20 protein-coding genes and 2 pseudogenes are annotated in these 21,547 nt (G+C 71.7%); 14 read left to right on the top strand and 8 right to left on the bottom strand.

The window, feature by feature from the left end:
• Window positions 1–3: 3 nt before the first annotated feature.
• Window positions 4–396: a heavy metal-responsive transcriptional regulator gene (locus VG276_23505; protein HEV8652275.1), complete on the top strand. Its 393-nt coding sequence runs from the start codon at window positions 4–6 to the stop codon at window positions 394–396.
• Between the two features lie 145 nt (window positions 397–541).
• Here VG276_23505 and VG276_23500 read toward each other — a convergent pair whose 3' ends face one another.
• The 3 genes from VG276_23500 to VG276_23490 form a co-directional block, all read right to left on the bottom strand.
• A complete protein-coding gene (locus VG276_23500; GenBank protein ID HEV8652274.1) occupies window positions 542–1,102 on the bottom strand; it encodes a histidine phosphatase family protein in 561 nt (186 codons plus the stop codon).
• Window positions 1,103–1,185: 83 nt separating this feature from the next.
• On the bottom strand, window positions 1,186–1,695 hold the full coding sequence (locus VG276_23495) for a hypothetical protein (protein ID HEV8652273.1): 510 nt from the start codon (window positions 1,693–1,695) through the stop codon (window positions 1,186–1,188).
• A gap of 424 nt (window positions 1,696–2,119) precedes the next feature.
• Entirely contained in the window at window positions 2,120–2,266 is a 147-nt protein-coding gene (locus tag VG276_23490; GenBank protein HEV8652272.1) for a hypothetical protein, read from the bottom strand.
• A 245-nt stretch (window positions 2,267–2,511) separates the two neighbouring features.
• Here VG276_23490 and VG276_23485 point away from each other — a divergent pair.
• Window positions 2,512–4,093, top strand: a pseudogene (locus VG276_23485) (ABC transporter ATP-binding protein).
• Window positions 4,094–4,651: 558 nt separating this feature from the next.
• On the opposite strand, the gene VG276_23480 reads toward VG276_23485, so the two are convergent.
• Genes VG276_23480 through VG276_23470 form a run of 3 tightly spaced genes read right to left on the bottom strand, consistent with a single transcriptional unit; the run spans window position 4,652 to window position 5,738 of the window.
• Entirely contained in the window at window positions 4,652–5,071 is a 420-nt protein-coding gene (locus VG276_23480; GenBank protein HEV8652271.1) for a hypothetical protein, read from the bottom strand.
• Window positions 5,050–5,610 carry a hypothetical protein gene (locus tag VG276_23475; protein ID HEV8652270.1) on the bottom strand — a complete coding sequence of 187 codons (561 nt, stop codon included), beginning with the start codon at window positions 5,608–5,610 and terminating at the stop codon, window positions 5,050–5,052. Before VG276_23475 ends, VG276_23480 begins: the two co-directional genes overlap by 22 nt.
• The gene (locus VG276_23470; GenBank protein HEV8652269.1) at window positions 5,607–5,738 is read right to left on the bottom strand and encodes a hypothetical protein; all 132 of its coding nucleotides are present in this window, start codon (window positions 5,736–5,738) and stop codon (window positions 5,607–5,609) included. The genes VG276_23475 and VG276_23470 overlap by 4 nt, the downstream gene beginning before the upstream one ends.
• A gap of 779 nt (window positions 5,739–6,517) precedes the next feature.
• On the opposite strand from VG276_23470, the gene VG276_23465 reads away from it, so the two are divergent.
• Window positions 6,518–6,751 (top strand): hypothetical protein, encoded by a 234-nt coding sequence (locus VG276_23465; protein HEV8652268.1) that lies wholly within the window; start codon window positions 6,518–6,520, stop codon window positions 6,749–6,751.
• A gap of 130 nt (window positions 6,752–6,881) precedes the next feature.
• Here VG276_23465 and VG276_23460 read toward each other — a convergent pair.
• A pseudogene (locus VG276_23460) lies at window positions 6,882–6,965 on the bottom strand (IS5/IS1182 family transposase).
• A gap of 370 nt (window positions 6,966–7,335) precedes the next feature.
• Here VG276_23460 and VG276_23455 point away from each other — a divergent pair.
• Entirely contained in the window at window positions 7,336–7,623 is a 288-nt protein-coding gene (locus VG276_23455) for a hypothetical protein (protein HEV8652267.1), read from the top strand.
• A gap of 125 nt (window positions 7,624–7,748) precedes the next feature.
• Here the strand turns inward: VG276_23455 and VG276_23450 are convergent, their stop codons facing one another.
• A complete protein-coding gene (locus VG276_23450; GenBank protein ID HEV8652266.1) occupies window positions 7,749–9,536 on the bottom strand; it encodes a PucR family transcriptional regulator ligand-binding domain-containing protein in 1,788 nt (595 codons plus the stop codon).
• 622 nt (window positions 9,537–10,158) lie between these two features.
• Between VG276_23450 and VG276_23445 the strand changes: the two genes are divergently transcribed.
• From VG276_23445 to VG276_23400, 10 genes are all read left to right on the top strand, one after another.
• On the top strand, window positions 10,159–11,151 hold the full coding sequence (locus VG276_23445; GenBank protein HEV8652265.1) for a TIGR03619 family F420-dependent LLM class oxidoreductase: 993 nt from the start codon (window positions 10,159–10,161) through the stop codon (window positions 11,149–11,151).
• On the top strand, window positions 11,151–12,104 hold the full coding sequence (locus VG276_23440; GenBank protein HEV8652264.1) for a CoA-transferase: 954 nt from the start codon (window positions 11,151–11,153) through the stop codon (window positions 12,102–12,104). Before VG276_23445 ends, VG276_23440 begins: the two co-directional genes overlap by 1 nt.
• Window positions 12,101–12,862 (top strand): CoA-transferase, encoded by a 762-nt coding sequence (locus VG276_23435; GenBank protein ID HEV8652263.1) that lies wholly within the window; start codon window positions 12,101–12,103, stop codon window positions 12,860–12,862. The genes VG276_23440 and VG276_23435 overlap by 4 nt, the downstream gene beginning before the upstream one ends.
• A gap of 10 nt (window positions 12,863–12,872) precedes the next feature.
• Window positions 12,873–13,577, top strand: a complete 705-nt coding sequence (locus VG276_23430; GenBank protein ID HEV8652262.1) for an aspartate/glutamate racemase family protein — start codon at window positions 12,873–12,875, stop codon at window positions 13,575–13,577.
• A gap of 3 nt (window positions 13,578–13,580) precedes the next feature.
• Window positions 13,581–14,492 (top strand): xanthine dehydrogenase family protein subunit M, encoded by a 912-nt coding sequence (locus VG276_23425; GenBank protein HEV8652261.1) that lies wholly within the window; start codon window positions 13,581–13,583, stop codon window positions 14,490–14,492.
• A gap of 46 nt (window positions 14,493–14,538) precedes the next feature.
• Window positions 14,539–15,093: a (2Fe-2S)-binding protein gene (locus VG276_23420; GenBank protein ID HEV8652260.1), complete on the top strand. Its 555-nt coding sequence runs from the start codon at window positions 14,539–14,541 to the stop codon at window positions 15,091–15,093.
• Window positions 15,086–17,425: a xanthine dehydrogenase family protein molybdopterin-binding subunit gene (locus VG276_23415; GenBank protein HEV8652259.1), complete on the top strand. Its 2,340-nt coding sequence runs from the start codon at window positions 15,086–15,088 to the stop codon at window positions 17,423–17,425. The genes VG276_23420 and VG276_23415 overlap by 8 nt, the downstream gene beginning before the upstream one ends.
• A complete protein-coding gene (locus tag VG276_23410) occupies window positions 17,422–18,591 on the top strand; it encodes a diaminopropionate ammonia-lyase (GenBank protein HEV8652258.1) in 1,170 nt (389 codons plus the stop codon). Before VG276_23415 ends, VG276_23410 begins: the two co-directional genes overlap by 4 nt.
• A 202-nt stretch (window positions 18,592–18,793) precedes the next feature.
• On the top strand, window positions 18,794–19,783 hold the full coding sequence (locus tag VG276_23405) for a DUF6282 family protein (protein HEV8652257.1): 990 nt from the start codon (window positions 18,794–18,796) through the stop codon (window positions 19,781–19,783).
• A 278-nt stretch (window positions 19,784–20,061) separates the two neighbouring features.
• Entirely contained in the window at window positions 20,062–21,501 is a 1,440-nt protein-coding gene (locus VG276_23400) for a cytosine permease (protein ID HEV8652256.1), read from the top strand.
• Window positions 21,502–21,547: the final 46 nt, after the last annotated feature.

Here is a 21,547-nt window from a genome sequence, read left to right as displayed (position 1 = left end):
GCGATGCGCATCGGTGAGCTCGCCGAACAGGCGGGGATCTCGACCAAGGCGATCCGCTACTACGAGCAGATCGGCATCCTGGCCCCGCCGGCCCGGACCTCATCGGGCTACCGTGCCTACGACCAGGCCGTACTGAGCAGGCTGGGGTTCGTGCGCGCCGCCCAGGCGCTCGGGCTCACGCTGGGCGAGATCCGCCAGATCATCGCCTTCCGCGACCAAGGCACCGCCCCCTGCGGCCACGTCGCCACGCTGCTCCAGCAGCGCGCCGCCGAGCTTGGCGCCCGCATCGCCCAGCTCCAGCAGCTCCGCGGCGAGCTCGACCAGCTCGCCCAGCGCGCCCGCAGCCTGGACCCCCAGCAGTGCCCACCCGAGCGGGTCTGCCACATCATCGGCTGATCCAGGCTGCCGAGGTTTAGCTGGCCACGTCGAGGACGCCAACTCCCCGTCAGGCTGGGCGCGACCGAAGGCTTACGGGCCGTCGCAGGCTTGCCGCGTACGCTCGATCCGGTGGCCCTTCCATGGATGCCGGATGTGTGCGTGCTCAGAGAGCGGGCGTGATCGGCGCTCTGCGGAAGCGGATGCCGACGAAGCAGCCGTCCGTGAACCCCAGGCGGGCGCCGTCGCAGTGACCCAACAGCGCACCCCACCGCGCGTGGTCGGCGTGGAGCAGGCACGCCACCAACGCCGGCTCGATCGCGCCACCATGCGAGACCACCAGCGCGGCCGCGCCATCGTCCACCGACGCCACCGCACGGGCCCACGCCGCCCGATGCGCCCAGGCCACGGCGGCAAGCCCCCCGCCCTGCCCGACGAGCTCGGCGTAGCGAACCCACGGCTGGGTCCAGGTCCACTGCTCATGGAAGCCCACTTCGCCCGGTACGTAGCCCGATGGCAGATCCACAGTGTCGTCGACGGCAAAGCCCATCGCGATCGCGGTCTCGATCGCGCGTGGCGCGGCGCTGGTCAGGACATAGGCGATCGGCCCGAGCTCGGCGCCGACGGCACGGGCGAGTGCGACGCCCTGCGCGGACAGGTGCGAGCCCCGGCCACGGGCCGGCCCCTTCTTGGTCAAGGAGTGCCGACGGACCTCCAGCCACCGCATCGTCGGATCCTAGCTGGCGGTACGGTCCAACTGGGTGGACGAATCCATCGTCGCAACGCGACCTGCTCGGCGGTTCCTACAGCTCAGATCGGGAGCACGGCAGGCCAAGCAGCGCTGGGCGCTCTAGGCGCTGCCGCGCGCCTCGGCAAGCCGCGCTCGAACGACCGCCAAGAGCTGGCGAACCTGCGCGGCGTCGAGGCGGCGTGTCGGGTCGCCGCGGCGTTGCCGAGGGGCGTCACGAACCCCCTGGAGCGTGCGATCACGCCTGAGCGCCCACTCCCGGCCGCGGTCTTGGAGCAGTGGCGCCTCTCCTCGGCAAAGCGCCACACCCGGCACGCCGTCAGCACCGTCAGCTCGGCGTGCTTGGGGTCCTCACCGATGGCCTCCCAGGCGGCCAGCTGCGCATCGCCGACGTGCACCACCCACTCGTCCGGAACCTCCCCGATCAGCCCGGCGGGCGCCGCGCCCCACAGGCTCCGGCCATGCGAGCGGCACATCGAGAACTCGACCACGAGATCGCGTTCCCCCGGATGTCGGTGCTCCACCTGCATGCCCGACCCGGACCCCGGCGTGAGCTCGATGTAGGCCTCCATCGGCGGCACCGGTGTCGGCGAGGCCGCCACCTGGCGGGTGACCACCGCAGATCGACCCGGCCCGGCGCCTGCGGCCGATGCCTCGCCACGACCGCGGTCAGCGCAGCAAGCTGCGCGTCGGTGAGCGGATCGTCGACGACAACCAGCAGATCAACGTCGCTACGAGCCGGGACGTAGTCCTCGAGGGTCAAGGAGCCGTGCAGGATCACGCTGGCGACGCTCTCCCCCAGCGCCCCGGAGCAGGAACCCGCAAGCCTCTCGGCGAACCGCAACGCCTCCTCGTCCGGGGCGGCGGAGGGGACGGCGGATCTGGCTGAGCGATTGGGCGTCACGCACGCACTATGCGCCGTGCGGGAGGCTGGTGCCATCCGATTGGCCACTGGAGCAGCCCCGACACCACGCCATGGCATTCGCCGCGGCCATGTCACCTGGCGGCGCTGACTGCAATGGCCCACAGCGAGACGTCGAAGAACTCCACGAGGCTGATCTCCTTGGCGGAAGCGCCGCCAGATAGGGCGGTACGGTCAAAGGCGTGGACGAACGTCCAGCAGCAGGTCACCGCGCACAGCACCACCCTGATCCTCCGGTCCGCCAATACAATCTGGTCAAGTAGAAGCCAATACAATCTGGTCAACAGGATTGATCTGGTTTGGCGGATGCATGGTCGGTAGCATGGCGCGCGCCGATACGCGCCGACCGTACCGCACGCCAACTATCGGCGAGGACCGCAACGACCTCGTGGACGGCCCACCGCACACCGACACCGGCCACCCGCGCCTGGACGAGTCCAGTCCCACCGGGCGTCTTGAGGAGCTCGTGGACCGGCCCACTGAGGATGGCCACCCGCGGGCAGCCAACCCGCCGGCCTGGCGGGTCCTGCTTGCCTACGCGCGGCCCTACCGCCTGGCCCTGATCGGCGGCGGCCTACTGAGCCTTGCCACCGGGGCAGTCGGGCTGGCCCTGCCGCTAGCCGCCAAGGGGCTGATCGACGACCTCGCCAACGACCGGGCAGTGACCGGGGCGCTGCTGCTGCTGGCCGTCCTGGCGCTGGCCAACGCCGGGATCGGCGCGGCCGGCAGCTACGTGCTGGAGCGCGCGGCCGAGTCGGTGGTCCTGGACGCCCGCTGCCAACTCGTGGCGCACCTGGTGCGGCTGCGCATCCCGGCGGTGGACCGCAGCGAGCCCGGCGACCTGATGGCCCGGGTCACCTCCGACACCACGCTGCTGCGCGAGGTCACCACCGGGTCGCTGGTGTCGGCGGTCACCAGCACCCTGATGCTGCTGGCCACCGTCACGATGATGGCGCTGCTGGACCCGCTGCTGCTGGTGGTCACCCTGGCCGTACTCGGCGGCGCCCAAGCGGTCATCGGCGTGGTCGTGCCACGGATCTCCCGCGCCCGGGCTGGCCGTGCAGGTGTCGTTCATCGTCGTGCTCGGCCTGGGCGGCGCCCGGGTCGCCTCCGGCGCGATCGACGTGGGCACCCTCATCGCGTTCCTGCTGTACCTGTACTACCTGATGCCGCCGATGCGGGAGCTGGTCGGCGCGGCCAGCCAGTACCAGGTCGGCGCCGCCGCGATCGCCCGCATCCGCGGGGCCGAGCAGCTCCCGGTTGAGCCGGATAGCGCCCCGGCCAACCTGCCCCGGTCCGGCGTCGCGCCTGCCGCGGTCGCCTCCGAGCAGGTGCGCTTCCGCTACCGCCCCGAGCTGCCTGAGGTCCACCAGGGCCTGAGCTTTGCCGCCCCACCCCGTGGAATGACCGCGTTCGTCGGTCCCTCCGGCGCCGGCAAGACCACGATCTTCTCCCTCATCGAACGGTTCTACGAGCCAGACGCCGGCCGGGTCCTGGTCGACGGCAAGGACGTCAAGGACTGGCCGATCGCCGAGCTGCGCGCCGCCATCGGCTATGTGGAGCAGGACGCCCCCGTGCTGTCGGGCACCCTGAGCGAGAACCTGCTGTTCGGCGCCCCCGACGCCAGCGACGACGACCTGGCCCAAGTGCTGCGGACCACCCGACTCGACGGCCAGGTCGCGCGCCTGCCCGACAGCCTGGACACCCTGGTCGGCCACCGCGGCACCCGCCTGTCGGGTGGGGAACACCAACGGGTGGCCATCGCCCGCGCCCTGCTGCGCCGCCCGCGGCTGCTGCTGCTGGACGAGGCCACCTCCCAGCTGGATGCGGTCAACGAGGCGGCGCTGCGCGACACCATCGCCGAGGCGGCCCGCACCACCACCGTGCTGGTCGTCGCCCACCGGCTGTCTACGGTGACCATGTCCGACCGGATCGTGGTGCTGGACGCTGGCCGGGTGCGCGCGGTCGGCACCCACGCCGAGCTGCTCGACGCCGACCCGCTCTACGCGGAGCTAGCCGCCACCCAGTTCCTGGTCGCGGCCGACTGATCACCGGGGGTCCGGCCTCGTAGCGCGTTTCTTATCGGCAGCCCTAGTGCAGAGAAGCAACTCTCAGGGGACCGAGTGGAAGCGCTGCTATGCCTGCGGGACCACCGCGGTCCCCGTCCCCGTCGAGGCGTCCGGGCTTGAGCGCGTCGCCGCGACGATCACCAGCGCCCGCCGGCGGTCCCGGCAGGGTAGCTGCGCGGCCCACGCCACTACTCCGAGGTGCATGCGCGTCTGTCGACGCAAGCTGCTTGCCGTGGCCGGTCGGGACGGTCCTCAAGCGTCGAGGCGACCGGTGGTTCGCCCGCCACCCGGATGGGTACGGCCCCAGGCCGCCCGTCGAAGACCGCCGAGCGCCAGTTGCTGATTCCCGCCGAATCACCGAGCGCGGGGGCTTGATCGGGCATCAGCGCTCGGTCTGCGAGTTCATGGACACTGGTGAGGGCGTCTGGGGTGGGAAGGAACATCGGGGTCGGACTTGGCACTAGCGGGAGTTTCGCGGCTAGCGTGGTCTGTGTTGGTGTTCCCGCTGGTCATGGGGGATCTTGATCTTCGGTTTTCCTATGACCTAAGACGGGGTGCCTGCTGGGCCAGCTCGAAGATCTCCACGAGGTGGTCTTGCGTTGAGGTGGTCTGGGTGAGCATCCGGCGGGCCTTGGGGCGTCCCCCGGTAGATGGGTAGACCAACACGGTTTCCTGGATGCCGGCGAGGGTGTCCAGGAGCTCGCGGACGCTCATGTCGATGCCGTTGGCGGCGTGGCGGCGCATGAGGCAGGCGGTCTGGAGGGCGAGTACGCAGGCGAAGACGTGGACGCGGATGTTGTGGTCGGTCCAGTGGTGCATCGGGGAGAAGGAGACCACGTGGGGGTCTTTCATCTGGCGGAAGGCAGACTCGGCCGCTGATTGTGAGCGGTAGGCGGCAACGATCTCGGCGATCGGCCAGTCGTGACGGCCGGTGATCAGCACGCGTTTGCCGAACACCGCTGCTTCCAGGTCTTTGCGGGCCTGCTGGTCGATACGCCAGGTGAGCCGGTGCTCGGGCGGGGACGCACCGGCCAGCTCAACGCCGATGACGCGGTTGACCCAGGGGTCGTGGATGAGCTGGTTGATCTCGGCGGTGACCTGGGCGCGGCTGCGGCGGGTCTTGCCCCGGGCCAGGACAGCCTCTGGAGCTCCGAGGACGGCGGTTGCGATCCTGACGCCACCAGCCGCCGCTGGATCGGGACCAGCCAGGCCGCCGAGCCGAGGAGGACGACCAGGAAGCCGGCGGCGGCGAGTACGGCAGCCGTCCGGGCCGCGCCGCCTGCATTGAGCGCGAAGCCGATGGTCGAGACCAGGCAGATGGCCAGCAGCGCCGGCTGCACGCGGTCGACCCGTCGGAGCGTGTACGCGAACGCGGCCCGGAAGTCCGAGAGTTCCGTCTGCCGCCAGGCGGGGACGCGCTCCCAGGCGATCGAGACCACCCCGCCGGCGAACAGGCCGCCGCTGATCAGCATCGGGATGGCCCACCACTGGTTCATTCTTCTCCTCCTCCGCTGCTGGTTGTGTCCTCGGCGCGGTTGGCCTCGAGCCTGCGGCAGAGCTCGTCGAGCACCCGTGCGGTCGTCTCGAGGTCGGAGCGGTCGATCCCGCTTGCGAGCCGGTTCACCCACACCGCCTGCCGCCGGTCGATCGCCGAGTAGGTGGCCCTGCCGGGCTTGGTGAGGCGGACGAGCTGGGAGCGGCGGTGGTCGGCGTTGGGCGCCAGCTCCAGGAGGCCGTCGCGGACCAGGCGCTGTACGGTTGGCGTGCACGCTCTGCCGGGTCAGGCCCATGCGCCGCGCGATCTGCGGCACGGTCAGTCCGCGTTGCCGGGTGGCGGGGGGGCGCCGGCGAGGATGCGCGTGGCGGCCTGGACGGCAGCTGCTCTGAACTGGGCCAGCCGCTTCCGCGACCAGGGGTTGTTCGAGTCGTAGGTCCGGAGCGCTTCGGAGGCGGTGAACCAGGCTCCGGTGAGACCCAGGACGAGGGCGAGCAGGTCGGCCGGCGCGGAAGCCGGCGTCGACTCGGCCGTCCCGCTGGGCAGGGGCGATGGCGGTCAGTCTCGCGGGGACGGCTACGCCGCCAGCAGCACACTGGTGCTGGCCCTCCGCGACCTGCAGGTCGCCTTCGAGCTGGAGCCGGCCGGTGCGGCGACCCGGCTGACCCTTGAAATGGGCTTCGTCCTGCCCCTGGGCGGCTTGGTCGGGCGCTGGATCAGCGGGCTCGCCTCGCCCTGGCCAGCCAACGGCGGTCGCTGGCCGCCTCGGCCGCGATTGTCAACGACAAGTTCGGGCAGTGAGGATGAGGCCACGCGATTGTCGAACAGAGGAGGACCTTGTCATGAACACCCTACGACGCGCTTCCCGTCCCCTCTCGATGCCTCGCCGCCGCCGGCAGCGTGCGGCGATGCAGCTTGCAGCGGTTCGGGTTGGCGCGACCGCGGTCGGGGCGGCGGCGGTTGGGGCCGGTGCCGTCGGCGCCCTGGCGGTTGGCCGCCTGGCGGTCGGCCGGGCGGTCGTCCGGCACCTCAAGATCGAGGACCTCGAGGTCAAGCGTCTGCACGTCCATGAGTTCCAGGTCGACAAGCAGGCGACCGCGGCACAGCCCGGGATCCCATCGGCCTCCGAGACGCAACCCTAGCCGTCGCCCACCCACTCCGGTCCCATGCCCGCGCCCTCGGGCAGGGACCGGACGTCGCCGTGCGATGGGTGCTCGATCTGGGTGGGGTTGGTCTGACCACCTTGGACCATTCCTGTTCTGCGGTCGATACCCCGCGTTTGGCGCGCACGCTGGCGGAGTCCACGCTCGCCCGTGACCAGTCAAGCCTGCCCCGCTCGCCGAGCCGGTCGAGGATGTCGAGGTGGCTTGCGGCATTGCCTGATCGGCTGCTGGCCTCCCCGTCGTGTTCCTGAGGCGATGGGACACTGGTCCCCGACTACCGGGCGGCGTGGGACTGACCTCGCTGCGTGAGCGGGCGGCCGAGCTCGGCGGCGCCTGCACGATCGAGTCGGTGGCCGCCAGCGGCACCCGTGTGCGGGCCCAGCTGCCGATCTGGATGGCGTGAGCGTGGACCCGGTCAGCGTCCTCATCGCCGACGACCATCCGGTGTTCCGCCGTGGCCTGCGTGCTCTGCTCACCTCGGTCGCCGACGTCGAGGTCGTCGCCGAGGCCGCCACCGGCGTCCTGACGCGACCTACACCGTCCAGTCCGGCACCATCAAGGAAGTGCTCCAAGAGGTCCAGTCCCAGTCCGGGAACCGGATGTTCACCCTGACCGACACACCCCAGCACGTCGTCCTGGTCGACCAGCAGGGGGCGACGTACACGATGCGTGGCGCGGTCTGGTTCGGCGGCGTGACCAACGACAACACCGGCGCGGAGGTGATCACCGCCACCCACAACCTGCTGATCATCGCCCGCGGAGGCGGGGTGGCAGACAGCGTCCATCTGGTGGAGCGCTTCCGCGACGGCGAGCTGATCACCCACGAGTTCGGCACCTGCCAGCTGCCATAACCGCAGGACCAGACTCGGCAAGCGCCGCGGCCGTCGGGGTTGTCATCCCGCGGTCCGCGACGCGGTGCGACGGCTCCCCTCTTCCCCCAAGGGAGCCACCCCCCATGTGCCATAGGGATGCGCGCTCAATGCAGCGGTGCGACCGTCCGCCCGTCCCCAGCCGTCCCGGCCCATCCCGCAAGTTCCTGGTCGGCGTGTCCCGCGTCCGGGGCCCGGAGCTGGTGGGGCATGTCTTGGAGCACCTCGCGGATGCGGAGGATCTGGAGTGCCAGCGCAATCTGGAGGCAGCGGTTCGGGTCGGTCGTGAAGGGGCCGAGCAGCCGCTCCAGCTTCGTGATGCGATACCTGAGCGTGTTGTAGTGGAAGTACAGCCGCCGTGCCGCCCTGGCCACGTTGAGGTTGCATTCCACCAGCGCCTCGAGGGTTCGCAGCAGGTCGTCGCGCTCGGCCGGGGCGAGGAGCAGCAACGGCCCGAGGCTCTCGAACGCGAACGAGCGCAGCTCCTCGGTGTCGTCGATCAGACTCAGCAGTCGGAACACCCCGAGGCTGTCGAAGCGGGTGACGGTACCCGGACCGTGGATGCGCCGGCCGATCTGCATCGCCTTGGTGGCCTGGTCGTAGGCGGTGGCGAGCTCGACCGGCGCGGCGACCGGACGGCTGACTCCAACGGAGAGGACCCGGCGGCTGCGCCGCGCCACACCGGCCGCGATCGAGCGAGACAGCGACACCGCCGTCTCGGCCAGGTCGCGGTGGTCGGGCGCGCCAACAACGCGGTGGTCGGGTGCGCCAACACTACTGCGGTGATCGGGTGCGCCAACACTGCGGTGGTCGGGCGCGCCAACAATGGCGACGAGTTCGGTGGCGAAGCCGGCCGCGGCAGCGCCAGGGTCACAGTCGTGCACCGCGTAGGTCCAGCCGTCGGTGAGCCGTGCGCGCAGCCGCTGCTCCTCCAGGTCGGAGAGTTCGTCCCCCGGGGCCCGCTCGAGCTCTGCGACGATCACGACCAGTGGCCGGTCCAGGCACCATCCGAGCGACGTCGCGCGGTTCAAGACCTCCCGCACGTTCCGCACCCTGCCGCTGAGCAGCTCGTGGAGAAAATCGGACTGGAACTTCCTCTCCACCGCCGTGACCGCGAGCTTCTTCGCCGCGTCCAGCGCAATCACGGTGGAGGCGCGCTCCAGGGCGATCAGCACGTCATGCCGGAGCGGCCGCTCACCCTCGACGGCAAGGATGCGGCCGTGGCGCATCGAACCGGCCAGCACCGGCGCGAGCGCCCAGCGCACGTCCCCAGAGGCCTGCACGCGGGTCTCTGGGACGATCGCGTCGCCGACGACGATCCGCCCGTCCTCTCCGAGCAGCCCCGCGGTGGCCAGCAACTCAGCGACCTCCGCCAGCCGTGCCTCCGCCAGCACCCGTCCGTCGTCGGCCAGCACCACCACCGCACCCTCGATGAGCTGGGAGAGCTTCTCGGTGATCTCGGGGAGACCGCCACCGTCGAGGACGATCCGCATGAAGACGCGGTGGATCTCCTCGGCGCGTGCCAGGACTGCCGACTGCCGGTTGATGATGTCGGTGAGCGCCTGGCTGAGGATGTCGTCGAAGCCGACGTGCCGCGGGATGTCGATGATGGGAAAGTCGAGCTGGTCGGCGCGCTGCAGCATCGCCCGCGGCAGCGCCTCGATGTAGTTTCCGAGCTTCACGCCGAGCGCCGCCAGGCCGCAGGCGTCCAGCGCCGACACCAGTTCTGCCAGCTCAGCGGCCGAGCGCGGCAGCGGATAGCCGGTCGCCAGCAGGAACTCGTTCTCCTTCACCCACGGGAGGATGTCGGGCACCGTCATCACGTTCAGGCGCTGCACGACCCGGTGCAGGCCGGTATGGCCCGCGAGGACCTGCGCGGCCGACAGCGTCGGCAGCCGCAGCAGCTCGCCGATGGACAGCCCCCGGGGAAGCGCCCCCGAAGCCGCCCGGGTGGGTTCCTCGCCGGCGGGCTGGCCGGCATCGCTGGGAGCGGTCAGCTCGAGGCCTCCCGAATTCCTGGAACACCCCGCTGGAACACCCAGTGGGCGGGGATGATCTGGAACACCCAGTGGGCGGGATGATGTTGATTCTTCACCATAACACGCCCGTGGCTACGAGAGAACGGCACTTCAACGCTGCCGCAGAACGGCACTTCAACGCTGCCGCGACGGTCAAGGCTAACGCGACGAAGGACCGGCTTGCACGGCAAGAGTCAACAAGCCTCGCGCTCGAGCTTCGGCGAGATTTGCCAGTGCCTTCGGTCGGGCAGCCGCCCTACCATCTTCCTGGCGCTCATCACCCTGGCGCTCATCACCAGAACAATTCCCGTTGGCGAATGTGTCCAGTAAATTGCCTGTGTGTTTGCGGCGAGGCGAAGGTGGTCACCGGAACGTCGCCGGTTTCGTGGGCGTCGTGCATGCATGCCGGATGGGCTCCCGGATCGACAAGAACCGGGAGCGGAGCGCGGGCGCCCGCCGGTCGTGAACGCCAACCTGCCCTACTGAGGGGACTCCCCACATGCCTGTCGAGTTCGGCCTGGCGGTCGAGAACTTCACCCCCGCGAGCAAGCGCCCGAGTACCGGCCGGATCCTCGCCTACGCGAGCGCGGCGGAGTCGCTTGGCTACCGCTCGCTGTGGGTGTGGGACCACCTGTTCCTCGGCAGCCGGCGCCCCTTCCCGTTCCTCGAGTCGATGTCCACCCTGGCGGCGCTGGCCACCCGAACCTCGACGGTGACCCTGGGCACGGGCGTGCTGGTGCTGCCGTTGCGCAACCCGGTGGTCCTCGCCAAGGTCGCCGCCACGGTGGACCTGCTCTCCGGGGGCCGGCTCTCCCTGGGCGTGGCCGCAGGCTGGTACGAGCGGGAGTTCCAGGCCTGCGGCATCCCCTTCCGGGCGCGTGGCCGGCTGTTCGAGCGAAATCTCGAAATTCTCGACCGGCTGTGGCGGGAGCCCGAGGTCAGGGGCGTCTGGGACGATCTCGACCTGCGGGGGGTGGTGATGCTGCCGCGGCCGGCCAGCCAGCCGCGCCCGCAGGTGCTCATCGGCGGCTACGTCGACCGGGTCCTGCGGCGGGTCGCGACCATGGGCGACGGCTGGCTGACGTACTTCTACACCACACAGAGCTTCCGCTCGGCCTGGGCGAGGATCCGCGACCACGCCGCCGAGGCAGGCCGCGACCCCGACTCGCTCACGAACGTCGCCCAGCTGCCGATCTGCGTCTCGTCCTCCTTCGAGGACGCCGACCGCCGCATACGGGCGTTCGTCGGTGCGTACTTCGACGTCGCCGAGTGGAGTGAGTCCACGCCCGACAGCGCCATCCGCGGCACGCCCGGGCAGTGCGCCGAGCAGCTCGCCGAGCACGTGGCGGCCGGCGAGCGCCACATCGTGTTCGTGCCCTGCGACTACGCGCTCGAGCAGGTCGAGCGCGTCGCCGCCGAGGTCCTGCCCGCGCTCCAGCCGGGCCGGTTGGCCGAGCGCCGCCAGGCCGCGGGCGTGGAGGAGCGGACCTGATGGACGGCACTCCGGCCAGGCAGCTCCGCGAGGCGCTGGCAGGCAAGCCGAGCCCGCCTGCCGACAAGCTGGTGCCCGCCGAGGCCGCCGTGCGGCTGGTCCGCGACGGCGACCACATCGCCGTCGGCGGCACCCTGTACTCCCGCACGCCCATGGCGCTGCTGTTCGAGCTGCTGCGCCAGGGCCGCAGCGGCCTCACGATCTCCCGCCCGCTCACCTGCTACGAGGCGGAGCTGTTCCTGGTCGGCGGGCTGGCTGGCGGCATCGTGACCAGCTGGGTCGGGATCGGCCTGCCCTGGGGCATCTCGCGGGTCGTGCGGGAGCTGGTGGAGGGGGGTCGGGCGACCTACGAGGAGTGGAGCCACCTGGCGCTCGGGCTGCGCTACAAGGCCGGCGCGATGGGCGTGCCGTTCCTTCCCACCTTCACGATGCTCGGCTCGGACCTCGTCGGGCTCGTCGACACCCGTGAGCTCACCTGCCCGTTCACCGGGGAGAAGGTGCTGCTGGTCCCGGCGCTGAACCCCGACGTCGCGCTGCTGCACGTGCACCGCGCCGACCGTTCCGGCAACGCCCAGATCGACGGCTACAGGCACATGGACGCGGACATGGCGGCGGCGGCCCGCACGGTGATCGTGAGCACCGAGGAGGTGGTCGACGCCGAGCGCATCGCGGGGCGGCCGGACGCGACCGTGCTCCCGCACTTCCAGGTGGACGCGGTGGTCGAGGCGCCGATGGGCGCCTTCCCGCACGAGTGCTACGGCCGCTACGAAGCGGACTTCGCACACTTCGACGACTACGTCGCCGACGTCAGGCGCGACGGCATCGACGCGGTCTCCGCCTACCTGGACCGCCACGTCCGTCGCCAACCCGACTTCGCCGCGTTCCTGGCGAGCTTCGGCGCGTCCCGGCTGGAGGGCCAGCAGGCACGCGCCGCGGAGCTGATCGCGCGGTGAGCTGGACGCCGCAGGAGCTGATGACGGTCTCGGCCAGCCGCCTCCTCCGAGACCATCGGGCGGTGTTCGCCGGGGTGGGCGTCCCGCTGCTCGCCTCGGTGCTCGCCAAGCAACGGCACGCGCCCGACCTCACCATCGTGCTCGAGGGCGGCATCATCGGCCCGCGCATGCTCGCGGGCAAGCTGCCGATCTCCACCAACGAGATGCGTGCAGCGCGGCACGCCCCCATGCTCACCTCCATCACCGACGTCTTCCTGCTGGCGCAGCGCGGCTTCCTCCACTACGGCTTCCTCGGGGCCGCCCAGATCGACATGCACGGCAACATCAACACCAGCGTCATCGGCCCGGTCGAGCGCCCGCGCGTCCGCCTGCCCGGCACGGGAGGGGCCAACGACATCGCCTCGCTCTGCAACGAGGTGCTGGTGGTCACCCCCCATGAGCTGCGCCGCTTCGTCGAGCGGGTCGACTTCGTGACCAGCCCCGGCCACCTCGGTGGCGGCGATGCCCGCGAGAAGGCCGGCCTGGTCTCCCGCGGGCCGAGCACGGTCGTCACCGACCTGGCGCTGCTCGACTTCGAGCCGGAGAGCAGGCGCATGCGCCTCTGCGCCCTGCAGCCCGGCGTCACCGTGGAGGACGTCCGCGCCAGCACCGGCTTCGAGCTGCTGGTCCACCCGGAGGTGTGCGAGCTGGAGCCACCGGCGATACCAGATCTCGACATCCTGCGGGAGCTCGACGCGGGTGCAGCGGCGCGGGACTGAGGAGCGGAGCATGGGAATCGTCGAGACCAGGTGGCGGGTCGGGCTGCTCGTCCCGTCCTCGAACACCGTGATGGAGCCGGACCTCTGGCGTGCGCTGCCGCCCGGCGCCACGCTGCACACGGGCCGCATGTACCTCGAGGACACCACCCCCGAAGGCGAGAGCCGGATGCTCGACGAGCACGTGCTCCCGGCCGCGCGCGACCTAGCCACCGCCCGGCCCGACCTGATCGTCTTCGGCTGCACCAGCGCCGGTGCGCTGCGCGGCAACGGCTACGACGGCGAGTTGTGCGCGCGCATCAGCGAGCTGTCCGGGGTGCCCACCGTCAGCGTGATCGCCTCGGTCAGGCAGGCGATCGCGGCGCGCGGCGCGCGCCGCGTCGGCGTGGTCACCCCGTATGTCGACGCGCTCAACCAGCGCATCCGGGAGAGCGTCGAGGCCGACGGCGTCGAGGTGGCAGGGATCGCCGGGCTCGGGATCTCCGACAACTTCGAGATCGCCAGGGTCCCGGCGGAGCGGATCTGCGACTTCGCCGAGCGCACGCTGCGCGGGCTCCCCGTCGACCTGGCGTTCGTGTCGTGCACCAACTTCCCGGCGGTCTCGGCCCTGCCCGAGCTGGAGCGGCGCCTCGGCCTGCCGGTGGTCACCAGCAACCAGGCGGCCGTCGCCGCGGTGCTCGCGCTGCTGGACGCGGCCCCGGCGCTCCAGGGCGGGTGACCGGTGGTCGCCGCGCCCTTCCGCTACGAGCGTGTGTCCTCCTTCGAGGAGGCCGTGCGGGCGCTGCACGAGCGGGGCGAGGACGCCAAGGTCATCGCCGGCGGCCAGAGCCTGGTCCCGATGATGAATCTCCGAATCGCCCGGCCCGAGTGGCTGATCGACGTCAACCCGGTCGGTGCCGGCCCGATCGAGGACCACGGCGGGTACCTGCGCCTCCCCGCGCTCACGCGGCACCGCGCCATCGAGGAGGCCGAGGTGGTGCGGCGGCGCTGCCCGATCCTGGCCGAGGCGGCGGCGCACGTCGGCAACGTGCGCACCCGGACCCGCGGCACGGTCGGCGGCAGCCTGGCCCATGCCGATCCGGCCGCTGAGCTGCCCTGCGTGGCGGTCGCGCTGGGCGCGGAGGTCACCGTGCTCGGGCGTGACGGCGCCCGCGCGGTGGCAGCCGACGACCTGCTGGTGTCGTACCTGACCACCACGCTCGCCCCCGACGAGGTCGTCGTCGAGGTGCGCGTGCCCACCCTGGGGCCGCGTGGCGGCTGGTCGTTCCTTGAGATGAGCCGCCGCAGCTCCGACTGGATGGTGGTCGGTGTCGCGGCCCTGGTCGAGCTGGACGCGGCGGGTGCGGTGACGGCCGCCTCGGTCGCGGTCGGCGGCGTGGCCGAGCGCGCCTGGCTGGTCCCGGCGGAGGCGCTGGCGGACCTGCTCGGTGCGGCACCGGAGGAGGCGCTGCTCGCGCGGGTGGCGGAGCGGGCCGCCGCCATGCTCCGTCCCGAGGACGACGTGCAGGCGTCGGGGGAGTACCGGCGGCGCCTGGCCGCGGTCCTCGGCCGGCGGGCGCTGGCCCAGGCGGTGGCCCGGGCCGGACTGTCAGAGGCCGAGCTGGCGCCGCGCGGGAACGGGGAGCAGACATGAGCAGGGCGGGCGCACCAGCGGCGTCGCGTGGCAGGAGGGTGCGTCGATGAGCGACCCGGGCAGGCAGCGCGTCACGTTCACGGTCAACGGCGAGGACCGGGATGCCTGGGTGTTCCCACACGACAGCCTCCTCGACGTGCTCAGGGATGCCCTCGGCCACCACGAGGTCCGCTACGGCTGCGGCGAGGGGGTCTGCGGGACCTGCACGGTCCTGCTCGACGGCGAGCCGGTCAGCGGCTGCCTGCTGCTGGCGGTGCAGGCCGACGGCTGTTCGATCGTGACCGTGCGGGGCCTCGCCCCGGGCGGCGACCTGCATCCCCTGCAGGCGTGCTTCCTGCGCAACGGCGCCGCGCAATGCGGGTTCTGCACGCCCGGCATGCTGCTTACCGCCTGGGCGCTCCTGCAGCGCGACCCGCGGCCGAGCCGCGAGCGGATCCGCCGGGAGCTGGTCGGCAACCTGTGCCGCTGCACCGGCTACAGCAAGATCCTGGACGCGGTCGAAGAGCACGCCGCGCAGGCCGCGGAGGGGTCCGGGGAACCCCGAAGGGGTGCCCCGGTCGGTCGGGAGGGGTCCGGGGAGGGGACGGGCGGCGATGCCTGAGACCAGGGCCCCGGCCCGCCAGGAGGCCTTCCGGGTCGTCGGGCAGCGCCTGGCGCACCACGACTTCGTCGACAAGGTCGAAGGGTCGCTGCTGTACGCCGCCGACTGGCAGCTCCCCGGCCTGCTCCACGGCAAGGTCGCGCGGGCCGAGGTGCCGTGCGCCAGGATCGCCGCCCTTGACGTGTCGGCCGCGCGGGCGCTGCCGGGCGTCGTAGCGGTGCTCACCGCCGCCGACGTGCCATGGAACCAGGTGGTCGAGCGCGCCACCGGTGGGCTGGGCGAGCTGGCTGTCGCCATGCCGGTGCTCGCCACCGACCGCGTGCGCTACCAGGGTGAGCCGATCGCCGTGGTCGCCGCCGTCACCCCGCAGGTCGCCGAGCAGGCGGCCGAGCTGATCGAGGTCGAGTACGAGGACCTGGCGGGGGTCTTCGACGCCGAGCAGGCGTGCGAGCCGGGCGCGCCGCTGGTGCACGACGAGGGGAACGTCCTGGTGAGCTGGACCATCGCCCGGGGTGACGTGGAGGCGGGGCTCGCAGCGGCCGATCTCGTGGTCGAGGGCGAGTACCGGACCCAGCGGGTGGAGCACGCCTACCTCGAGCCCGAGGCCGGCGTCGGCTGGCTCGACACCTCCGGGGTCGTCACCCTGCGCGTCGCCACGCAGGTGATCGAGCACGCCGCCACCATCGCCACCATCCTGGGCCTGCCCGAGAGCAGCGTCCGGGTGATCGGCGCCTACATGGGCGGCGGGTTCGGCGGCAAGGAGGACATGACCGTCGAGCCTTACCTTGCGCTGTTGGTCTGGCGCACCCGCCGGCCGGTCAGGATGGTGTGGGAGCGCCAGGACTCGATCATGGCCAGCACCAAGCGCCACCCGTTCATCATGCGCTACCGCACCGGCGTGCGGCACGACGGCACCATCGTCGCCCAGGACGTCGACATCGTCGGCGACGCCGGCGCATACCCCTACCTGAGCCCGCGGGTGCTGTTCGCCGGGTGCGTGACCGCGTCGGGGCCGTACCGTGTGCCGAACGTGCGCCACCGAGCCCGCGCCGTGTTCACCAACAACGTCCCGACCAGTGCCTTCCGCGGGTTCGGGGCGATGCAGGTCACCTTCGGGTACGAGCAGCAGATGGACCGGGTCGCCGAGCGGCTGGGTCTCTCGCCGCAGGTGGTGCGGGAGCGCAACTTCCTTGCCAAGGGGGACACGATCCCGACCGGCGAACGGCTGGACACCACGGTGGCCGTAGGCGAATGCCTGCGGCGCGCGCTCGCGGCGCTCGGCGAGCCCGCGCCCCCGAGCGGGCCGGGCCGGCGTGTCGGCCGCGGCTTCGCCGCCAACATGCAACCCTACGGCCGCACCGTCTGGTTCCACGACCGGGCCGCCTGCTGGATCAGCCTCGAGGCCGACGGCAGCCTGCTGCTGCGCAGCGGCGTCACCGACCTCGGCGCGGGCCAGGCCGCCTCGCTCGCCGAGATCGCCTCCGAGGTGCTCGGCGTCCCGCTCGGCGAGATCGGCGTCCACATCGGCGACTCCCAGCTCAACCCGCGGGCCGGCGGGACCTTCGCCACCCGCCAGCTGTACATGTCCGGCAACGCGGCGCTCGCGGCAGCCCGCGAGCTGCGCGACCGGCTCCTGCCGGTGGCCGCCGAGCTGCTCGGCGCCGATCCCGGTGCGCTCGTCTTCGAGGACGGGATGGTGCGGGCGCTCGGCGGCGGGTCCGGCACGCTCGACCGGGTCGACGGCGACGGCCACGGCATCCGGTTGGCCGAGGTGGCCGCCGCGTGCCAGCGCCGCGGCGTGTCGACCTCGCAGCTCGGCACCTGGTATGCCGAGTCCGGCACCTTCGACCCGGCCAAGGGCCAGGGCGCGAGCTTTCCCGACTACACCTTCGGGGCGCACGCCGCCGACGTCGAGGTCGACACCGAGACCGGGCAGGTGTGGGTGCTGGGGTATGCGGCCGCCCACGACGTCGGGCGGGCCATCAACCCGCTGCGGGTGGAGGGCCAGATCCAGGGCGGCGCCTACCAGGGTCTTGGCTACGCGCTCGGCGAGGAGGTCGTCGTGCACGACGGCCAGACCGCCTCCACGCTGCTCGCCAGCTACCTCATGCCGAACGCCGCCGACCTGACCGACGTGCGGGCGGTCGTGGTCGAGAGCGGCGAGGGCAAAGGCCCGTTCGGGGCCAGAGGGATCGGCGAGCCGCCCATCGCCAACCCGGCCGCGGCCATCGCCAACGCCGTGGCGGCGGCGACCGGCGTCCGGGTGACGCGGCTGCCGATCACCCCCGAGCGCCTGCTCGCCGCCATCGACGCGGCCGGTGACGACCGGTGAGTGCGACGCCCGGGCTGGCGGGAGGCGAGGTGCTCCTCAACCCGGCGGCGGATCCGGGCGCCTCGATGGCGCCACCGCCGAGGGCGCCGCTCGGCCTGCACCGGCGCCTGCCCGGCTACGCGGTCACGCCCCTTACCGACGCGCCCACGCTCGCCCGGGCCAACGGCGTCGGCCGGGTGTGGGTCAAGGACGAGTCCTCCCGGCTGGGGCTGCCCTCGTTCAAGCTGCTCGGTGCAAGCTGGGCCGCCTACCGCGCAGTGGCCGAACGGCTCGGCCGGGACCCGGAGCCGTGGGCGAGCCTCGACGAGCTGCGCGAGACGCTCGTGCCGCTGCGGCCCCTGACCCTGGCCGCCGCCACCGACGGCAACCACGGCCGGGCCGTCGCCCGCATGGCCGCGCTGCTCGGCTTTGACGCCGACGTCTACGTGCCGAAGGGCACCGCGGCCGCGCGGATCGCCGCCATCGAGGGGGAGGGCGCCCGGGTCACGGTGGTCGACGGCGACTACGACGGCGCGGTGGCCGCGGCCGCCGCCACCGCCGGAGACCGGTGCCTGGTGATCCAGGACGTCGCCTGGCCCGGCTACGAGCAGGTCCCGGCCTGGGTCGTCGAGGGCTACGCCACCATCTTCTGGGAGGTCGACGACCAGCTCGCCGAGGACGGCGAGGAGCGGCCCGACGTGGTCGTGGTCCCGGTCGGCGTGGGCGGGCTCGCGGCCGCCGCCGTGCGGCACTGGCGCCGCCAGGGGCTCGGGCGGCCACCCCGCCTCGTCGGCGTCGAGCCGCTCGCGGCCGCCTGCGTGCTGCGCTCGCTGCGGGCCGGCCGGATCGTGACCGTCCCCGGTCCCCACGACTCGATCATGGCCGGGCTGAACTGCGGTACGCCCTCGCTGGTGGCCTGGCCGTACCTGCAGGCCGGCCTCGACGCGGTGGTGGCGGTCGCCGACGACCTCGCACGCGCCGGCATGCGCGACCTGGCCGCGGCCGGCGTCGTCGCCGGCGAGACCGGCGCAGCGTCCCTCGCCGGCCTTGCCCAGGTGGCCGGCGGACGGGAGGCCGGCACGCTCCGAGGCGCCCTCGGCCTTGGAGCAGACGCCCGTGTCCTGCTGCTGTGCACGGAGGGCGCGACCGACCCGGAGGCCTACCGGCGGATCGTGGGGAGTCCCTGACCATTCCAACCGCCCAGCGTCGACCATTCCAACCGCCCGGCGCCGACCATTCCAACCGCCCAGCGCCGACCATTCCAACCGCCCGGCGTCGACGGTCCAACCGTCGGCGTCGACCGTTCAACCGCTGGCCCCGACCGTTCAACCGCCTGGCGTCGACCGGCCAACCGCCGGCGTCGACCGGCCATCGACCAGGGAGCCGACCATGGCCACATCCCCGTACGGCGGGCCGCTGATCAGCCTCGACGACGCCGTCGACCTGCACTGCCACCCCTACCCGGACCTGTTCCCGCGCCTGGCCGACGACATCGACATCGCCCTGGCCGCACGGGACGCCGGTATGAAGGCGGTCGTGCTCAAGTGCCACCACGAGAGCACCGTGTCCCGCGCCTACCTGGTCCAGCGGATGGTGCCCGGCATCCGCGTGTTCGGCGGGGTGGTGCTCAACTCCTACGTCGGCGGCATCAACCCGGCCGCGGTCGAGGCCGCGCTGCGGCTCGGCGGCAAGGAGGTGTGGATGCCCACGGTCGACGCCGGCTACCACGCGCAGGTCCATGGCGGCACCGGCGGCTACGACGCGCAGCAGGGCGGCCGCCGACAGGCCGAGGGCATCTGGGTGACCGACGCCGACGGCAGGCTCAAGCCCGTGGTCAAGGACGTGCTCGCCCTGGTCGCGGAGCACCAGGCGATCCTTGGCACCTGCCATCTGTCACCGACCGAGATCGTCGCGCTGGTCAGGGAGGCACGCGACGTCGGGGTCGAGAAGATCGTCGTTACCCACCCGTTCTTCAGGGTTCCCAACCTCGACCTTGACACCGTCGAGGAGGTCGCCCGTCTCGGCGCCATGCCCGAGTTCGGCTACTGCACCATCTCGCCCGCCTGGCAGTACGCCGCTCCCGAGAAGATCGTCGCGGCGGTCGGGCGGGTCGGCGCGTCGCGCTGCCTGCTGGTCTCCGACACGGGGCAGCGGCACAACCCGATGCCGTCGGAAGCCCTGCGCGTGTTCGCCCAGACCGTGTTCGAGAAGGGCGTGAGCGAGCAGGATGTCGTCACCATGATCAGCCGCAACCCCTACGAACTTCTCGACCTCGACACCGCCGACGCCCCGCCGCGCCCGGTCGACCTCGCCTGGGCGGCGCGCCTGAACGCCGATCCCTGCCTGGCGCCCGCGGCGAGCCCAACCCCGCCACAATAGTTGACGATTTCTCCGCCAAACATTGGTGGAGAAATCCATACCCTGCCTCTTGCGCCCGCCGGACTGCAAGCCGTTAGCTAAGACTGGCAAGGAGGGGAAGCATCCCGCAGCTCGAAGAGAAGGAAGCATCCCGCAGCTCGAAGAGAAGAAAGGTGTGCGAGCGAGTTCTGCACGAGCCTCCATCTGAGTGGGCGTCCACCCCGTGAACGCGCTCGGACGCCCCGCCGATCCGATCGGGACCCGGCCAACCTTGGACCGGGGGGACATCCGGAGGGGACATGGCAGAAGCGATCACCTCGCAGGTGAAGCTCGACGCGCACAGCATCGAGCCGATCCCAGAGCAGGACAAGGACTCGACCGGTCTGCAGCAGATGTGGATCTGGGCTGGGGCGAACATCGCGCCGATCAACTGGATCCTGGGGGCCCTCGGCATCGTGCTCGGCCTCGGCCTGGTCGAGACCGTGCTGATCGTGGTCCTCGGCAACCTCATCGGCTGCGCGATCTTCGCGGCGATGACGGTGATGGGCCACAAGACCGGCGTGAACCAGATGGTCCTGTCCCGCTCGGCGTTCGGCCGGCGGGGCGGCTACCTGTCGTCGTGGATGCAGTTCCTCATGACGATGGGCTGGATCGGGGTCAACACCTACTTCCCGGTCCTCCTCGCCGTGGCGATCCTCGGCCACTTCGGGGTCAAGGACACCTTTGCGGTCAAGTTCATCGTCGTGACCGTCATCATGGTCATCCAGGTCGGGATCGGGGTGTACGGCTTCTACCTGATCCGGACCTTCGAGAAGTACACCGTCCCGGTGACAGCGGCGATCATGCTGCTCATGAGCGTCCTGGCCTGGTCCCGGCCGGGGGTCGTCAACTGGAGCCTGACGACCAAGCTGACCGGGGGGGCGCACTTCTCGGCCATCACGGGACTCATCACGGCCATCGGCGTTGGCTGGGGGATCTCCTGGGTGACCTGGGCGTCCGACTACTCGCGCTTCGTGCCCAGGCGGATCCCCTCGAGATCGGTGTTCTGGTACAGCTACATCGGGATGTTCATCCCCACGGTGTGGCTGGCGGTCCTGGGCGCCACCATCGCCAGCGTCAGCCAGTCCACCGACCCGTCGAAGCTCGTGACGTCGGTGTTCGGGGGCGTCGTGGCCGTGCTGGTCATGCTGATGGTGCTGCACGGGCCGGTGGCCACGAACATCCTCAACGTCTACTCCTCGGCCCTGGCCGCGGTCAGTGCCGGCATCCGCGCCTCGCGGTTCGCGCTGGGGCTCCTGGCCGGGGTCGTCGGCTACGCGGTGACCCTCTACTTCCTGCGCGCACCCTCGTTCGCCCAGAGCTTCGACAACTGGATGGTCGGGCTGGTCCTGTGGATGTCGCCGTGGGCAGGGGTGGTCCTGGCCGACTTCTACCTGCTCAGGAAGCAGCGAATCGACGTGGACCAGCTCTACGCGGAGCCCGGCCGGAGCGCCTACGGGGACGTGAACTGGGTCGGGATCGGGGCCTTCATCCTCGGGCTGCTCGCCGGCTGGCTGTTCGAGTTCGGCCTGGTGACGCCGCTCCAAGGCTTCATCTCGAAGAACGTCCTCTCCGGCGCCGACCTGTCCTGGCTGGTCGGCATGGCGGTCGGCGGCGCCGTCTACCTGGTCGGGATGCGGGGCCGGGTGGTGGCCCCTGTACAGGAGATGGCGGCGCCCCCGACGGTGGCCGGCTCGTAGGCGGCGACCGGCTCACCGGGGCATGATCCGCGCGGCGGTGCTCACC

The sequence above is a fragment of the Actinomycetes bacterium genome, assembly GCA_036000965.1.
In the GTDB taxonomy this organism is placed as follows: domain Bacteria; phylum Actinomycetota; class CALGFH01; order CALGFH01; family CALGFH01; genus DASYUT01.
The sequence above is the reverse complement of the archived record's forward strand: the minus strand, read 5'-3'. Positions and strand labels throughout refer to the sequence as shown.

Coding starts and splice junctions, on each gene's coding strand:
- VG276_23505 (HEV8652275.1), top strand. CDS start 4: ATGCGCATCGGTGAGCTCGCCGAACAGGCGGGGATCTCGACCAAGGCG.
- VG276_23500 (HEV8652274.1), bottom strand. CDS start 1,102: ATGCGGTGGCTGGAGGTCCGTCGGCACTCCTTGACCAAGAAGGGGCCG.
- VG276_23495 (HEV8652273.1), bottom strand. CDS start 1,695: ATGGAGGCCTACATCGAGCTCACGCCGGGGTCCGGGTCGGGCATGCAG.
- VG276_23475 (HEV8652270.1), bottom strand. CDS start 5,610: ATGAACCAGTGGTGGGCCATCCCGATGCTGATCAGCGGCGGCCTGTTC.
- VG276_23465 (HEV8652268.1), top strand. CDS start 6,518: ATGCAGCTTGCAGCGGTTCGGGTTGGCGCGACCGCGGTCGGGGCGGCG.
- VG276_23445 (HEV8652265.1), top strand. CDS start 10,159: ATGCCTGTCGAGTTCGGCCTGGCGGTCGAGAACTTCACCCCCGCGAGC.
- VG276_23440 (HEV8652264.1), top strand. CDS start 11,151: ATGGACGGCACTCCGGCCAGGCAGCTCCGCGAGGCGCTGGCAGGCAAG.
- VG276_23430 (HEV8652262.1), top strand. CDS start 12,873: ATGGGAATCGTCGAGACCAGGTGGCGGGTCGGGCTGCTCGTCCCGTCC.
- VG276_23420 (HEV8652260.1), top strand. CDS start 14,539: ATGAGCGACCCGGGCAGGCAGCGCGTCACGTTCACGGTCAACGGCGAG.
- VG276_23415 (HEV8652259.1), top strand. CDS start 15,086: ATGCCTGAGACCAGGGCCCCGGCCCGCCAGGAGGCCTTCCGGGTCGTC.
- VG276_23405 (HEV8652257.1), top strand. CDS start 18,794: ATGGCCACATCCCCGTACGGCGGGCCGCTGATCAGCCTCGACGACGCC.
- VG276_23400 (HEV8652256.1), top strand. CDS start 20,062: ATGGCAGAAGCGATCACCTCGCAGGTGAAGCTCGACGCGCACAGCATC.